The organism is Brevundimonas staleyi, from assembly GCF_041893865.1.
In the GTDB taxonomy this organism is placed as follows: Bacteria; Pseudomonadota; Alphaproteobacteria; order Caulobacterales; family Caulobacteraceae; genus Brevundimonas; species Brevundimonas staleyi.
On record NZ_CP169082.1, the window covers coordinates 3704507 to 3719939 of the forward strand.

Here is a 15433-nt window from a genome sequence, read left to right on the forward strand (position 1 = left end):
ACCTGCCATGCCGCCACTCCGTCATCCTCCGACTTGATCGGTGGATGTCAGCATCCGCATCGCCCGGCCGCGCGTTGATCTGGCGTCATCCACGCCCGCGACCTATCTTCCGTTCATGAACCGTTCCTCGACGCCGAAAGGCTCCGCGCCCGTCACCAAGAAGCCGGTGCACGTTCCGAACCGGGGCGTGTCCGAGGCGCCGTCGGCCTTCCTGCGAGACGACAGTATCTCGTCATCCTCCGGCTCGACCGCAGGACGGGCCATGGCGAACATGCCGATGTTCGCCCCCGTCTCCGGCCCACGCCTGGTGCCCGAGGAGGCGCCGGGCAAGCCGGACGACTGGGTCCCGCACCGCCCCTCGCACGACGGCAAGAAGAAGGGCGGCAAGTTCCGGCTGGAGACGTCCTACACCCCCGCCGGCGACCAGCCCTCCGCCATCGCCGAACTGGTCGCCCAGGCCGAGGCCGGCGATCGGGATCAGGTGCTGCTGGGCGTCACCGGCTCGGGCAAGACCTTCACCATGGCCAAGGTCATCGAACAGACCCAGCGCCCCGCCCTGATCCTGGCTCACAACAAGACCCTCGCGGCGCAGCTTTACTCGGAGTTCAAAGCATTCTTTCCGGATAATGCGGTCGAATACTTCGTAAGTTACTACGACTACTACCAGCCCGAAGCATATGTACCCAGAACGGATACATACATCGAGAAAGACTCCAGTATCAACGAGCAGATCGACCGGATGCGGCACTCGGCGACGCGGTCGATTCTGGAGCGGGACGATGTGATCGTGGTGGCGTCGGTCAGCTGCATCTACGGCATCGGGTCGGTGGAGACCTACACCGCCATGACCTTCGACCTGAAGGTCGGGGACACGATCGACGAGGCGAAGCTGAGGGCCGATCTGATCGCGCTGCAGTACAAGCGCAACGACGTGCATTTCGAGCGGGGCATGTTCCGCAAGCGCGGCGACACGGTCGAGATCTTCCCGGTCCACCAGGAGGATCGGGCCTGGCGCATCAGCCTGTTCGGGGACGAGATCGAGGCCATTCAGGAGTTCGACCCCCTGACTGGCAAGAAGACCAACGACCTGAAGGAGGTCACCGTCTACGCCGCCTCCCACTACGTCACGCCGCGCCCGACCCTGAACCAGGCGCTGGGCGGCATCCGGGCCGAGCTGAAGGAGACGCTCGACTGGATGGTCGAGAACGGCAAGCTGCTGGAGGCGCAGCGCCTCGAACAACGCGTCCGCTTCGACCTGGAGATGATGGAGGCGACCGGCTCCTGCGCCGGGATCGAGAACTATTCCCGTTGGCTGACCGGCCGCGCGCCGGGCGAGCCGCCACCGACCTTCTTCGAATACATCCCCGACAACGCCCTGCTGTTCGTGGACGAGAGCCACGTCACCATCGGCCAGATCAACGGCATGTTCCGGGGCGACTACCGCCGCAAGTCGACCCTGGCGGAATACGGCTTCCGCCTGCCGTCGTGCATCGACAACCGCCCGCTGAAGTTCGACGAATGGGAGGCGATGCGGCCCCAGACCATCCACGTCTCGGCCACCCCGGCGGCGTGGGAGATGGAACAGGCGGGCGGCGTCTTCGTCGAACAGGTCATCCGCCCGACCGGCCTGATCGACCCGCCGGTGGACATCCGCCCGGTCTCCGGCGCCACCCGCAACCAGGTCGACGACGTCATCGACGAGGTCAAGCAGACGGCGCGCCAGGGCTATCGCAGCCTGGTCACCGTCCTGACCAAGAAGATGGCCGAGGACCTGACCGAATACATGCACGAGCAGGGCGTCCGCGTCCGCTACATGCACTCCGACGTCGACACGATGGAGCGGATCGAGATCATCCGCGACCTGCGCCTGGGCAGTTTCGACGTCCTGATCGGCATCAACCTGCTGCGCGAGGGTCTGGACATCCCCGAGTGCGGCCTGGTCGCCATCCTGGACGCGGACAAGGAGGGCTTCCTGCGCTCCGAGACCTCCCTGATCCAGACCATCGGCCGCGCGGCCCGCAACGTCGACGGCCGCGTCATCCTGTACGCCGACCGCATGACAGGCTCGATGGAGCGCGCCATCGCCGAGACGAACCGCAGGCGGGATCGGCAACAGGCCTACAACCTCGAACACGGCATCACGCCCGAGAGCGTGAAGCGCGACATCAAGGAGATTCTGGACAGCCCCTACGAGAAGGACCGCGTCCTGATCCCGACCAGCGGGGTCAAGGAGGACGCCAAACCCTTCATCGGCAACAATTTCCAGGCCACGCTTCGCGACATGGAGGCCAGGATGCGCGAGGCCGCCTCCAACCTGGAGTTCGAGGAAGCCGGCCGCCTGCGCGACGAGATCAAGCGCCTGAAACTGCTCGACCTGGAGTTCGCCAACGAGATCCTGACCGGCGACGGCCAGGACGTGGACGCTTCAGCGCCGAAGCGGTGGCGCAAGGAGGCCCAGGCGGAGGCGGCGGAGCGGTTCAGGAAGGGGCGGTTGTAGGGAAAGTTCGCCCGACGCGGGTATACCGTGCGGCCGCAGCCTTATTGAACCGCTTGTTTAGCTGCGGCGATCATGCGTGTAGTCCAAAACCGATAGAGGAATTGACCGGTGTTAGGCTCAATCCAGAAAATCGCGTCACCGGGCATTTTTATAGCCGTCACCTGATAGAAAGTCGCAAGCGAACGGACGCCTGCGATGTTATCGGGATCAGCGTGGGCAGACGCGTTACGGATCATCTGCATATGAGTAGATATGCGTCCTGCAATGGACAATCCCGAGAGGATGGTCTGCTCATTAGCTAGCCCGTAGGCCTGAACGATTTTGGGATACTTGCTTGCATCACCCCAGGTCGGCTCGGACTTACGCGACTTAATTGCCTTGATGCCTACTATCGACTCGTTATTGGCAGCTCGCATCCCGATCCATGCCAGCTCGTCAAGCGGCCGAGCAGAGTGAGGGCATCCGGTCGGCTGATTGGAGGCGGTAGGAATGCCTTGAGCTGACGCAATAATCACTTCGCGGCAGAAATGGCCCCACGCCTGCCAGGCTTGGGAAACAAATCCTTCCTGCATAGCCCACCGCTCCAGTTTTCCTGGCGCAGCGGGCGCGACCAAGGAGCGATCAATCGCTCCTTGAATCGCCGTTAACCGACGTTCGAGTTGGCGAGACAATACATCAAGCGCCATTGCCGGCTAGGTTTGAAGCGCGGTCATAACCGCATCAAATCGTTGCGTGCGCTGCGTCAATCGGTTGGTGCCACCTGAACACCCTGCAACATAATCTCGATATGGGCCTTGGGTCTCTTTTGCCTCGTGAGCATTTGCGAGAGCAAGAAGGCGCTGCTCAGCCCGCTGCGCATCTGCCGCAAAGCGGCCTGTTGTCGCATAAGGCACAGTATCAGGGCCCGTTCCGTATCTATTAAATATCAGTGCGCACAGGAGGGTATAGAATGCATACGGCTTCATCATAAATGACTTGCGTAGATTGGGAAATTTTTCCGCAATAAACTGAATAGATTCGATTACATGATTTGAAAAATCATCCGACTCGGGGAAATCAAATTCGCCCGCTTTATAATACTTATTTGTTAGCGCAGGACTGCTGCTATAAAGGCCCTCTTTCGTGAATATAAATGTCTCGGCTAGAAGTTCTTGATCAGCCATTCTAACCATCTGTCGATTGGTAAAAACGCCGAACTGTGAGAAGAACTCACCCGCATCTCCCGATAGACGAAGCATGGTCCATTTGAATGGGCCCTGATACGCTGCATGCCGCTTTTCAGCTTCGTTCAGAGGCAACGTGTAGGCATTCATTCTCCGAAACATTTCAACAATTTCAGCTTGGGTCGCATCTCGAATAACATCTACAGCAACGACGTACTGCAAGAAAGCACGCTTGGCTTCGTCATCCAAATCAGAAAACTTATGCCCGCCAAAAGCATGGTCATCGGCGAGCGCAAACTCATCCTTACTGAAGGCCTCAATAGCACTAACTCGTTGCTGACCATCAACGATCTCCCGGCGAGTACGACCGGACACATCGTCGAAATCCTCATAGAAGTATATTTTTGGGAACGGGTAAGCTGCAAATATTGTATCTATAAAATAACTTCTAGGACCAGACGGCCACAACTCCGTTCCGCGCTGGTAAGAAGTGTTCACAGTCAGATCGCGACGCTTGAGCATGTCAAGTATTTCTGCGATGCTGTAGTTGTTCGACGAAATTTTCATTTATAAATCTTCCCAGAACAACGAGATTTTTAATCGGTCAGCACTTCGAGCAGCCAGAAGACGGTGGTCTAGACATCTGATCGTAGCGACGACGCTCGCAGTCGAAAATACCCGTACACTCACACCAACTCCACCTTCAACGACCGCCCCAGCACCCGCGCCGCGCGGCTGAGGGTGTCCAGCGTCACGTTCGACGCCTCTGGGTCGAGCACCCGGTTCAGTTGGGCCCGGCTGGTTTCCATCTCGGCGGCCATGGCCGCGCGGGTGATGCCTTGGGCCTTCATGGCCTGCTGGAGCTGGAGGGCGATCACGCTCTTGACCGCGCGGAGGGTGACCTCCTCGCGGATGCCTTCCTCGTCGAGGAAATCGTCGAGTGTAGAAAAGCCCGACATGTCGCGGAATTTGGTTTCCGTCATGAGCACACCTTCTAGAGGCTGCACTCCTTCATCCGCCTTGATGCGATCTCGATCTCGGCCTTGGGGGTCCTCTGCGTCTTCTTGAGGAAGCCGTGGACCACGACCAGCATCTTCTGCCGAGGATCGTGGAAGAAGATCATCCGCACCTCGCGGTTTCCTTCGAGCGACGAACGAACCTCCCAGAGACCGCCGCCTAGGGAGCGGCAGAGCGGAAGGCCCATCGGAAACCCGATCTGGATTCGTTTGAGATCGTAGCCGAGACGTTCGCGATCCGGCTTATCGAAGGATCGCAGCCACTCCCTGATGACCGGACGGCCGACAGGCGTTTCGTAGAAGCGGACCGTGTGCATGCGCAGCTCCAGCGAGCACCATGATACAACTATGCATAGCGGGTCTATCCCTGCCTAACCTCTCGACCCATTGCCGAGAGCCGCGAGAGAAATGTATCATTTATGATCCGGTATGCAATCCGCATACTTGTGGACCGCTTCCGGACCTCCAACGCACGGCTGTTGTGCGGGCGCATCTGACAACAAGCGCATAGCCCACGTCCGCCCCTGACGCACCCCCGCCCTAGCCTGCGCGTCATGACCGACACCACCCCCACTCGCCGCAAGATCCGTCCCGAGGCTGTCTGGGCCGAGGCGCGGAAGGCGTGGGAGGGCGGGGAGACGGCGCGGTCGGTGGCGCGGCGGTATGATGTCGGGGTGCCGGCGCTGTGGAAGCGGCGCGAGGCGGAGGGGTGGAAGCGGCCGGACCTGCGCTATGGGCCGATCGAGCCGGCCGAGGGCTGGAGCGCGTTCGCCGCGCGGGCCTGGGACGGGTTCGAGGCGAGGCTGCGCGAGGAGCGGGACCTGGCCAAGGCTCTGGCGGCGGGGATGGTTGGGGAGCGGATGGGGGACATCCCGCTGTGGCACCTGCCCTTCGTGCTGCACTGGCGGGCCGAGCATCTGGGGGCCGATGTGGCGGCAGGGGATCGGGAACGGAACCGGGAGCAGAACTGGGCCGGGGCGATCTGGGACGCCGAGGGGAAGATGGGATCGGTGGAGAGGATGACCCTGGAGATCGCGCGGCTGAACCGGGCCGTGTGGCGGGAGCAGCACAAGCTGCCGGAGGGGGCGGCGGAGGGGTGGCCGTGACCCGCCTCCTTCTCCCCTGCCCCGGCCTTCCTTCTCCCCTTGTGGGTCGACGAAGGACCGCATGAGCGCTGGTGGGCTCCCTCTCCCACAAGGGGAGACAGAAACGCCCGTTCCTCAATCTGGATGATGCATGGGGCCGCAACCTCTGCGATCACGGTGGTGAACGGGGGCGACGATGAAGAGCATGCAGAGGAAGATCGCGGCGCGGCCGACGGCCAGCGCGGATCGGTCGGGGGCGACGCGCGATCCCGCGCGGGACGAGGCGCGGACCTATGGAACGCCGCCGGGGCCGGTGAACGCGCGCGAGGGGCTGTTCACCGGCGGGGCGACCCTGCACTGAGGCCTTAGACGGCGACGGAGGTCTCGGCGGCGATCTTGCGGAGCGCCTCTTCGAAGACGGCGGCGGGCTGGCCGCCACTGATCAGGTATTTGCCTTCGACCACGACGGCGGGGACGGAGTTGATGCCCCGGCTGCGCCACAGGGCCTGTTCGTCGCGGACGGCCTGGGCGTGGAGGCCGGAGGCCAGGACCTCGCCCGCCTCGGCCCGGTCCAGGCCCGCCGCCTCGGCCGCGCGGGTCAAGACGCCGGCGTCGGTCAGGTTGGCGCCGTCGGTGAAGTTGGCGCGGAACAGGGCCTCCTTCAGCGCCTTCTGACGCTCCGGCCCGGCCGTCTCGCCGGCCCAGTAGAGCAGGCGGTGGGCGTCGAAGGTGTTCCAGATGCGGCTGTTCTCATCCATCCGCATGTCGAAGGCCTTGCCCTCGATCCCGGCCCAGGCCTCGGCCGCGCGGGTCTTGATCATGGCGCGGTTGGCGGCCGACTGCTCGGGCGTGGAGCCGTATTTGGCGGCGATATGTTCGGCGACGTTCTCGCCCTCCCTGGCCATGCCGGGGTTCAGCTCGAACGGCTGGAAGGCGATCTCGGCGGTGATGCCCTCGGGCTTCAGCTTGTCGAGCGCGGTCTCCAGGCCGCCGAGACCGACGACGCACCAGGGGCAGACGACGTCGGAGACGAAGTCGATGTGGAGGGGCTTGAACATGAGGGGCGCTCCGTAACGGCTTTTGTTGCATATGGGGGTTTGGACGACCTGCGCTAGGGTGGCGGCCATGCCTCACTACGCCCGCATCCTGTCCGCCCTGATCCTGGTCGCCTTCGCCGCCGGAGGCGCGATCTGGCGCTGGTGGAAGCCGAAGCCCGAGCCGCTGTACGAAGAGCGGGTCATGCTGGACGAAGCCTTGCGGGCGCGGCTGCAGGCGCTGCGGGACGAGGACAAGTTCCACGCGGGCGAGGGCTATGCCGGGCCGAAGGGGCCAAAGAACCGGGCGACCCTGTCGGGCTGGGTGAACGGGGTCATCGACGACATCCTGGCCGAGGACGACGGGCCGCTGGAGGCGTCGGACGTGGCCGGGCGGATCGGCCTGGCCATCGGGGCGGCGTCGAAACGACCGCACGCGGATCAGGAGCGGCTGCACGGATACCTGATCGAGATCTGGTGGATCCTGGGCTACCGGTCGGCGACGGGCTACTTCCCGACCGACGATGCGCCCGAGGGATGGGGCGAGCGGTTGCCGCCGGGATGGGCCTCTCCGGAACGGCCACGCTCGCTGACGGGGCGTTAACCGGACGGGCGCAGGCTCCGCTTTCAGGGAGAAACGGCCGAGGAGCCGCCATGTCCAGTATCATGACGAACAGCGTCCGTCGCAGCCGGGACCATTTCGAGCCCAGCGACATCGACCCGCAGGAGCAGCGCAGGCTGCGCGGTCACCTGGAACAGATCGACTACGCCGCCTTCGTGTCGAACCGGGAGGTGATCCCGCAGGTTCTGTCCGGAAGCCAGACGGAGCCCGCGGCCTTCCAGAGGCTGGCGGTGGCGACGGCGACGGCGCGGGCGCGCTGGATCGCCGAGGCGCTGAGGCTATCCGAAGCGGGCTATTCGGTCGGGCCGGCGGAGGCGCAGAAGCTCTCGGGCCTGCGTCTGGCCTATGAGGAGCTGTACGAGGCCTATGAGGGTCTGCGCCGCATGGTCGAGCGGGGCTACCTGCCCTACCGCGCGCCGGAGCCGAAGCCCTAGTCGAGAGGCTTTCTAGTCCAGAGGCTGGGGCCGGGTCGCCATCGGGGCGTCCGGGTTCGACGGCGGCGGCGTGGCCGGGGTCGGCGGATCGACCACCAGGGGCGCGGTCTCGATATAGGGACGCGGGGCGGCCTCGGCGGGCGGCGTCACCACGATGGGCGCGGCGCGGCTGGGAGCCGGGCGCGGGGTCGCCGCTGCGGCGGGCGGCCTCGTCACGGGAGCAGCGGCCGCAGGCGCGGGCGTGGCGCGGACCGGGGCGACCGGCGCGACGGCCGGGGCCGCTTCTTCGACCGGAGGCGTTTCCTCGATCAGCGGCGCTTCGACGGCCAGGGGCGTCGGGGTCTGATCGACCGGCGCGGGGGCCGGCAGGGTGGCCAGCCAGATGAAGCCGCCGGTCACGACGACGGCGGCGATGCCGGCGACGATGATCCAGCGATCCTTCTTGGTCACCTTCTCGATGGCGGCGCCGACGGTGGCGTAGATGGCCGGCGTCACGACCACCGAGGGCAGCTTCCTGGGCTCGGCGGCGCGTTTGGCCTCGGTCGAGAGCGGCGGCGGCACGGTGACGGCGGGCTCGGGCGCTTCCGGCTCGACCACGATCTCGGGGGCGGCGGCGACGGGCTCGGGCTCGGGCTCGGGCGCCGCTTCGACGACCACGGGCTCCGGCTCCGGTTCAGGCGGAGGGGCGACGGGTTCGGGCTCGGCCACCGGCTCGAATTCGACCGCCTCGATCTCGACCTCCGGGACCGGCTCGGGGGCCTTGGGCGGGGGGACCATGGAGCCGCTGAGGATGCCGGCGCCGCTCGCGGACGCGGGCCGCGGCGTCGCGGCGCGCGGCAGGGGGCCGACCTGGAACACCGCCTGGGGCGGACGGCCCCAGGTGATCTTGCCGCGCGCGAACGGCGCGTTCGGACGATCTTCGGGCGTGTCTTCAGGGGGCTCGGACGACATGCGACGGGTCTTAGCGGCGAACGAGGAAGTCGTCCAATGACAGACGGGTCAGGTCTTCAGCCGATAGCCCGTCTTGAACATCCACCCGACCACCGCGAGGCAGGCGATCAGGAAGCCGAAGGTGGCCAGAAGACTCCACACGATGGGCACGTCGCCCGACCCGTAGAAGCTCCAGCGGAAGCCGGAGATCAGATAGACCACCGGGTTGAAGTGGGTGATCGTCCGCCACGGCTCGGGCAGCATGTGGATCGAATAGAAGGAGCCGCCCAGGAAGGTCAGGGGCGTCACCACCAGCATCGGGATGAAGTTCAGCTGCTCGAAGCTCTGGGCCCAGATGCCGATGATGAAACCGAACAGGCTGAAGGTCGTGGCGATCAGGATCAGAATGGCCAGCATCCACACCGGGTGCAGGATCTGCAGCGGCACGAACAGGGACGCCGTGGCCAGGATGATCAGGCCCAGCACCGCCGACTTGGTGGCGGCCGCCCCGACATAGGCCAGGACGATCTCGAACGGCGACACGGGCGCCGACAACAGCTCGTAGATGGTCCCCGTGAACTTCGGGAAGTAGATGCCGAAGGAGGCGTTGAAGATCGACTGGGTGAACAGGCTCAGCATGATCAGCCCCGGCACGATGAAGGCGCCGTAGGGCACGCCATCGATCTCGGTCATGCGGCTGCCGATGGCCGAGCCGAAGACGACGAAATACAGGGCCGTCGTGATCACCGGAGTGACGATCGACTGCCAGATGGTGCGCAGGGCCCGCGCCATCTCGAACTTGTAGATGGCCCAGACGCCATAGCCGTTGAAGGTCATCAGTTGGCTCCCGCCCGAATGTCCTGGGCCGGTTCGCGGTGAACCAGGCTGACGAAGATGTCCTCCAGAGAACTCTGGCGGGTGTTCAGATCCTTGAAGGCGATGCCGAGGTCCGACAGGCGGCGCAGCAGGGACGGCACCCCGGTCTTCTCGGCGTTGGAATCGAAGACGAACTCCAGCTCGTTGCCGTCGGCCTTGAGCTGCAGATCCCAGTCGGCGAGCCCGACCGGAATGGCCTCCAGCGGGTCCTGAAGATTGAGGGTCAGGGTCTTCTTGCCGAGCTTCTTCATCAGCTCGGTCTTGTCCTCGACCAGGATCAGCTCGCCCTTGAGGATGACGCCCACCCGGTCGGCCATCTCCTCGGCCTCCTCGATATAGTGGGTGGTCAGGATGATGGTGACGCCGCTCTCGCGCAGGCGGCGGACCAGATTCCACATGTCGCGGCGCAACTCGACGTCGACGCCGGCGGTCGGTTCGTCGAGGAACAGGATGTCGGGTTCGTGGCTGAGCGCCTTGGCGATCATGACCCGGCGCTTCATGCCGCCGGACAGGGTCATGATCTTGGAGTCCTTCTTGTCCCACAGGCTGAGGTCGCGAAGGATCTGTTCGATATAGGCGTCGTTCGGCGCCTTGCCGAACAGGCCCCGGCTGAGGCGGACCGTGGCCAGCACCGTCTCGAAGGCGTCGGTCGTCAGCTCCTGCGGCACCAGGCCGATCTTCTGGCGGGCCTGACGATAGTTCTTCCGGATGTCGTGACCGTCGGCGACGACCGTGCCGGTCGAGGGGGTGACGATGCCGCAGACGATGGAGATCATCGTCGTCTTGCCGGCGCCGTTCGGGCCCAGCAGGGCGAAGATCTCGCCCTTGCCGATCTGGAGGTCGATGGGCTTAAGCGCCTGCAGCCCGGAGGCGTAGGTCTTTGAAAGCCCCTGAATGTCGATGACCGGCATGCGGCGTCCCTGACGGCCGAAACGCCGTGGCGGCAATATGGCGTCGTTCGGTCGCGGCTCAAGGCGCCGGAGGCAGGGAAGTCGCCAACTGCTGACATTTCGCTGCCCGGCACTCACGTCAACGCCGGCCGTAAGGCTGAACAGCAGGTCTTTCGGTGCTAGGCTCCATCCATGTGTAGAACAGTTCAATTCTTGATCCTGAGCGCCGTGTGCACGGCGAGCTGCGCAGCAAGTCCGCTTCGTCCGGACTTCCCGATCGCCTATGAGTTGATCGCCGGACGATCAAAGGCTGCGTATCCGGATGAGACGCTGATGACCTTCTTCGATCCGGCCAGCAGCATGACGATCAGCGCACGGAGAAATCGGACGTCTCTGTCACCTTGGGGGTCCGATCAAACAGAGGCCTGCAACGTCGGGGACTACTGCATGAGGATCTGGGAGTTGCCTGGGCCGATCATACTTTTCTCAACGCCGCAGACGCACTTCGAGCACGACGGTTGGAGGTATGAGGTCAGCAACGCCGATCTATCGGAGACATCATGCGACCAGTACACCGTGCACCAGATCAATGGTCTCGGACGGTTTCGATACCTCCACTGTGGAGGCGGCGTCGTTTACATGGAGGCTGGCGGAGACGGACAAGACGTCTATGAACTTCGTAGTTGGAAGGGTCTTGGTAGCGACGTTGACGTCCCATACCGTCGCTGATCGGCATACCGATCTTGCCTCACCCGCTCGTCGCGCCGTCGTCCGCGCCCCCCGTCAGACGCCGGGGAAGACGTCCGCGAGCGGCAGGCGCTCGGGCAGGATGTAGACGATCCCCACCGTGCCTCTGAAGGTCGTCGCGATGACCTGTTGGTAGAAGGGCACCGGGACGTTCACGCACCCGTAGGAGATCCGGTTGTCCTCGGAGGTCGGCGTGGTCAGGCGCTCCAGACGACGGTCGGACGGCCGGCCCGTGACGACGGGATGCAGCGAGAGCGCGCCGGCGTAGTCGATCCAGAGCACGCTGCCCTCGGTCAGGTTCCGGCCGAGCGAGGCCACATACCGTCCAGACGGCGTGATGCGTTCATCCGGCGTGATGGTGGACAGGGGGCGATCGCCGATCCCGGGCGGGGCGATGTCGCCGCGCGCCAGACCCAGAAGGACCGGCGTGTCCCCCAGCAGCCGCCCGTCGTGGCCGTAGACGAAGACATGGGCGTTGACCTTGTCGATCAGGACGAAGGGCAGGCCCTGATTGTCGTCGGTCCCGAGAACCCAGGACTTCAGCTGTTGGACGGCGGGCGAGGCCCCCTGTTCGACGGCGTCCGCCGGGCCCGGCGCAGGGTACGGTCGCGCCTCCGCCGTGGAGGACACGGCGAACATGAGCCCGAGAGCCAGTCCGGCGGCGCCGGCCCCGCGCCGGAGCCCGCGGCCCCAGGCGGTGGGGCTAGTCGTCGGCGCGTTCGTCGATACGCAGGCCTCGGCCGTCACTGTCAGTTGCGATCCTGTTTGGGCGGATAGAACGGAACGGGCGGCGGCACTCGCGAGCCCGACGAAGGCGCGACGGGTTCCAGCACCGGCGGCGGGGTCGTCTCATAGACCGGCATGTGCTCGTCACTGTGGTCGACGACGGCCGTATGGACCGGAGCGGGCGGCGGCGGCGGGGGCGACACCCTCGACGACAGCACGGCGGATCCGCCCGCGGGCGCCGCACCGGCCCCATAGGAACCGCTGACGCCGTCGACGGGCGTGCAGACCGTACCGTCGGCGCAGTCCGAGAAGTGGACCTGCGGCGGCTCGACCAGGACTTCCGACGGGCGGACGACGACGTCCGGACGCTGGACGTAGATCTGGGCCGGGGCGATGCGGATCGGCGGGGCGTCCACATAGACCGGAGGTCCGTCGATGTAGATCACCGGGCCGGCGACGTTGACCGGGCGGGCGATCACGCGAACGCCGGGCGCCGCGACATGGATGGCCGGTCCGGCCGGAACGTTGATGGGCGGCGGCCAGCCGCCGGGCGGGGTGTATCCGCCGCCGGTCCAGGGGCCGTAGAAGTCGACGACGCGCGTACAGGCGCAGGGGACGTCGCCGTAGTGCGGCGCCTCGGCGCATCCATGACCGTCCGCCGGCGCAGCAGCGCCCGAGATCAGCATGGAGGCCACGATTGAAGTGATCGGATCCATTCAGCCACCTACCCTCTCAAATCCCCGCGAGTCTCCACTTCTCCCCTGACAGGCGAACCTGGGAGGGAGGTCGGGCGACACGCCTGATCACGGTTATATTAACCATTTTCCACTGTCTACCGCCTAAGCTTGCGCCCACACATCCCGGCACCCAGGCGGCGGACGCCGATCTTGCCTCATGCCTTTGGCCTCGCGACCCGCTACAAGGCCGCCGATGTTGCGCCTCTCCGAAATAAAGCTGCCCCTCGACCATCCGCCGGAGGTCCTGCCCGCCGCGATCATCGAGCGCCTCGGCATCCCTCCGCACGACCTGAAATCCTGGTCGGTGTGGAAGCGGGCGCATGATGCGCGGAAGAAGTCGGCGATCCTCAAGGTCTATATCCTCGACGTCGAGGTGGCGGACGAGGCGGCGGTGCTGGCCCGCTTCAACGACGACCCTCATGTGAAGCCGACGCCGGACGTCGCCTATCGGCATGTCGCCACGGCGCCCAAGGATCAGACGCTGAGGCCCGTCGTGATCGGGGCCGGGCCGTGCGGTCTGTTCGCCGGCCTGATCCTGGCCGAGATGGGGTTCAAGCCGATCATCCTGGACCGGGGCAAGGTGGTGCGGGAGCGGACCAAGGACACCTGGGAACTGTGGCGCAAGAGCAAGCTGCACCCCGAATCCAACGTCCAGTTCGGCGAGGGCGGGGCCGGCACCTTCTCCGACGGCAAGCTCTACAGCCAGATCAAGGACCCGCGCTTCCTGGCCCGCAAGGTGCTGACCGAGTTCGTCGCGGCGGGCGCTCCGGAAGAGATCCTGACCGAGGCCCATCCGCACATCGGCACCTTCCGCCTGGTGACCATGGTCGAGGCCATGCGCGAGAAGATCGAGGCCCTGGGCGGCGAATACCGGTTCGAGCATCGGGTCGTGGACATCGAGCTGGATCAAGGGAGGCTGCGGGGTCTGCGCCTGCACACCGGCGAGGTGCTGGAGGCGGACCATGTGGTCTTCGCCATCGGCCATTCGTCGCGCGACACCTTCCAGACCCTGTACGACCGGGGCGTCCATATCGAGGCCAAGCCCTTCTCGATCGGCTTCCGCATCGAGCATCCGCAATCGTGGATCGACCGGGCCCTGTTCGGACCCTGCGCGGGGCATCCCGATCTGGGGGCGGCGGCCTATTCCCTGTCGCACCACTGTTCCAACGGACGGACGGTCTACAGCTTCTGCATGTGCCCGGGCGGGACCGTAGTGGCGGCGACCAGCGAGCCGGGCCGCGTCGTCACCAATGGCATGAGCCAGTATTCGAGGAACGAGCGGAACGCCAACTCCGGCTTCGTCGTCGGCATCTCGCCCGAGGACTATCCCAGCGACCACCCGCTGGCGGGGATCGAGCTGCAACGCGATCTGGAGACGCGAGCCTATCAGGCCGGGGGCGGCGACTATTTCGCGCCGGGCCAGCTGGTCGGCGACTTCCTGGCGGGACGGCCGTCGACGGCGCTCGGCGAGGTCGTGCCCAGCTACAAGCCCGGCGTGACCCCGACCGACCTGGCGCCCCTGATGCCGGAGTATGTGATCGCCGCCATGCGCGAGGCCCTGCCCGTCTTCGGCCGCAAGATCCCCCGCTACGACGACGCCCAGGCCGTGCTGACGGGGGTGGAGACGCGCAGCTCGTCGCCCATCCGCATGACGCGCGGCGCCGACTTCCAGAGCCTGAACGTGCGCGGCCTGTTCCCCGCCGGCGAAGGCGCCGGCTACGCGGGCGGCATCCTCTCGGCCGCCGTGGACGGGATCAAGGTGGCGGAGGCGGTGGCGCGGTCGATGGTGGGGGACTTGGTCGCCTGAGAGCAGACCTGCTGGATGTCCGGAGCGGGTGGAAAGCGGTCATGGAAACGGCCCCCGCCTGTCACCGGCGAGGCCGCTTCTGAAATCCGGCGGGCGGACCGATCAGGCCGTCATGCGCCGACGCTGGATCACCACCGCCGCCGCGCCCGCCAGCGTCAGCCCCAGCAGGATCATCGCCCATTCGGACAGGGTGGGAACTGGCGGGGCCGGCGCGAGCACGAAGGTCACCACCCCGCCGATGTTCTGGCTGACGACCGTGTCGGCCCCGAAGTTGACCGAGGAGCAGGTGTCGGTCTCGCCGCTGGAGGTCGATGTGGAAGGGGCTCCCATACACTGCATGTTCGCAAGGGCGCTGACGGCGGCGGGGCGCGCCTCGAAATAGCCGAGGCGGCCGGTCACATCCCCGGTCCCGGGGGCGACGTTCCACCGATTAAACCTGATGTCGAAATTCGTGACAGCCCCTGCCCCGTCCGTCGACATCTTGACCACGAAGATCCGGGATCGGGGGTCGGACTTGTCGTAGGTCGTGACGCCGTCCTCGAAATGATAGGCCACGATCTGAGAGGCCGGGATGTCGGCCACTGAAAGGTTCGGCGCCAGCGGGGCCGCGAAGGTGATGGAGCCCTGGATCTTCATGCTGGTGGTGAAGCTCGGACAGGGGGCGAGTTCGCAGGGCGTCGCCATGCTATTGTCCACGCCGTTATAGGTTTGCGACGTGACGACATACCGCGTGGTCTGGGCGACGGCCTGACCGACGGACAGGTTCACCAGCAGCAGGGCGAACAGGAACGCCGCCGCGCGCATCATCTTCGGGGTCGTCGTCATCGAGGCGGTCCGTGGAGAGGGGTGGAAAGGTCTGGTGGTTTCGG

At 65.4% G+C, this 15433-nt stretch carries 17 protein-coding genes; 6 read left to right on the plus strand and 11 right to left on the minus strand.

What is annotated here, in order from left to right; genetic code table 11:
* Positions 1-115: 115 nt before the first annotated feature.
* On the plus strand, positions 116-2497 hold the full coding sequence (gene uvrB / locus ACETK8_RS18595; RefSeq protein WP_374039433.1) for an excinuclease ABC subunit UvrB: 2382 nt from the start codon (positions 116-118) through the stop codon (positions 2495-2497).
* Positions 2498-2538: 41 nt separating this feature from the next.
* Here the strand turns inward: uvrB and ACETK8_RS18600 are convergent, their stop codons facing one another.
* The 4 genes from ACETK8_RS18600 to ACETK8_RS18615 form a co-directional block, all read right to left on the minus strand.
* The gene (locus ACETK8_RS18600) at positions 2539-3183 is read right to left on the minus strand and encodes a hypothetical protein (RefSeq protein WP_374037309.1); all 645 of its coding nucleotides are present in this window, start codon (positions 3181-3183) and stop codon (positions 2539-2541) included.
* Between the two features lie 6 nt (positions 3184-3189).
* A complete protein-coding gene (locus tag ACETK8_RS18605; RefSeq protein WP_374037310.1) occupies positions 3190-4227 on the minus strand; it encodes a DUF262 domain-containing protein in 1038 nt (345 codons plus the stop codon).
* A gap of 119 nt (positions 4228-4346) precedes the next feature.
* The gene (locus ACETK8_RS18610) at positions 4347-4643 is read right to left on the minus strand and encodes a helix-turn-helix domain-containing protein (protein WP_374037311.1); all 297 of its coding nucleotides are present in this window, start codon (positions 4641-4643) and stop codon (positions 4347-4349) included.
* Between the two features lie 11 nt (positions 4644-4654).
* Positions 4655-4993 carry a type II toxin-antitoxin system RelE/ParE family toxin gene (locus ACETK8_RS18615; RefSeq protein WP_374037312.1) on the minus strand — a complete coding sequence of 113 codons (339 nt, stop codon included), beginning with the start codon at positions 4991-4993 and terminating at the stop codon, positions 4655-4657.
* Between the two features lie 237 nt (positions 4994-5230).
* Between ACETK8_RS18615 and ACETK8_RS18620 the strand changes: the two genes are divergently transcribed.
* A complete protein-coding gene (locus ACETK8_RS18620) occupies positions 5231-5782 on the plus strand; it encodes a hypothetical protein (protein WP_374037313.1) in 552 nt (183 codons plus the stop codon).
* Positions 5783-5957: 175 nt separating this feature from the next.
* Positions 5958-6122 carry a hypothetical protein gene (locus ACETK8_RS18625; protein WP_374037314.1) on the plus strand — a complete coding sequence of 55 codons (165 nt, stop codon included), beginning with the start codon at positions 5958-5960 and terminating at the stop codon, positions 6120-6122.
* Positions 6123-6126: 4 nt separating this feature from the next.
* On the opposite strand, the gene ACETK8_RS18630 is transcribed toward ACETK8_RS18625, so the two are convergent.
* The gene (locus ACETK8_RS18630) at positions 6127-6819 is read right to left on the minus strand and encodes a DsbA family oxidoreductase (protein WP_374037315.1); all 693 of its coding nucleotides are present in this window, start codon (positions 6817-6819) and stop codon (positions 6127-6129) included.
* 67 nt (positions 6820-6886) lie between these two features.
* Here ACETK8_RS18630 and ACETK8_RS18635 point away from each other — a divergent pair, with 67 nt between their 5' ends.
* On the plus strand, positions 6887-7399 hold the full coding sequence (locus tag ACETK8_RS18635) for a hypothetical protein (RefSeq protein WP_374037316.1): 513 nt from the start codon (positions 6887-6889) through the stop codon (positions 7397-7399).
* 50 nt (positions 7400-7449) lie between these two features.
* A complete protein-coding gene (locus ACETK8_RS18640) occupies positions 7450-7851 on the plus strand; it encodes a hypothetical protein (protein ID WP_374037317.1) in 402 nt (133 codons plus the stop codon).
* Positions 7852-7863: 12 nt separating this feature from the next.
* Here the strand turns inward: ACETK8_RS18640 and ACETK8_RS18645 are convergent, their stop codons facing one another.
* From ACETK8_RS18645 to ACETK8_RS18665, 5 genes are all read right to left on the minus strand, one after another.
* Positions 7864-8802, minus strand: coding sequence for a hypothetical protein (locus ACETK8_RS18645; protein ID WP_374037318.1), 939 nt, complete (start codon positions 8800-8802; stop codon positions 7864-7866).
* A 48-nt stretch (positions 8803-8850) separates the two neighbouring features.
* Positions 8851-9618 (minus strand): ABC transporter permease, encoded by a 768-nt coding sequence (locus tag ACETK8_RS18650; RefSeq protein WP_374037319.1) that lies wholly within the window; start codon positions 9616-9618, stop codon positions 8851-8853.
* The gene (locus tag ACETK8_RS18655) at positions 9618-10568 is read right to left on the minus strand and encodes an ABC transporter ATP-binding protein (RefSeq protein ID WP_374037320.1); all 951 of its coding nucleotides are present in this window, start codon (positions 10566-10568) and stop codon (positions 9618-9620) included. The genes ACETK8_RS18650 and ACETK8_RS18655 overlap by 1 nt, the downstream gene beginning before the upstream one ends.
* Positions 10569-11330: 762 nt before the next feature.
* On the minus strand, positions 11331-11933 hold the full coding sequence (locus ACETK8_RS18660) for a L,D-transpeptidase (protein ID WP_374037321.1): 603 nt from the start codon (positions 11931-11933) through the stop codon (positions 11331-11333).
* Positions 11934-12043: 110 nt separating this feature from the next.
* Positions 12044-12736, minus strand: coding sequence for a hypothetical protein (locus tag ACETK8_RS18665; RefSeq protein WP_374037322.1), 693 nt, complete (start codon positions 12734-12736; stop codon positions 12044-12046).
* 214 nt (positions 12737-12950) lie between these two features.
* Here ACETK8_RS18665 and ACETK8_RS18670 point away from each other — a divergent pair, with 214 nt between their 5' ends.
* Positions 12951-14564: an NAD(P)/FAD-dependent oxidoreductase gene (locus ACETK8_RS18670; protein ID WP_374037323.1), complete on the plus strand. Its 1614-nt coding sequence runs from the start codon at positions 12951-12953 to the stop codon at positions 14562-14564.
* A 102-nt stretch (positions 14565-14666) separates the two neighbouring features.
* On the opposite strand, the gene ACETK8_RS18675 is transcribed toward ACETK8_RS18670, so the two are convergent.
* Positions 14667-15389 carry an IPTL-CTERM sorting domain-containing protein gene (locus tag ACETK8_RS18675; protein WP_374037324.1) on the minus strand — a complete coding sequence of 241 codons (723 nt, stop codon included), beginning with the start codon at positions 15387-15389 and terminating at the stop codon, positions 14667-14669.
* Positions 15390-15433 lie beyond the last annotated feature (44 nt).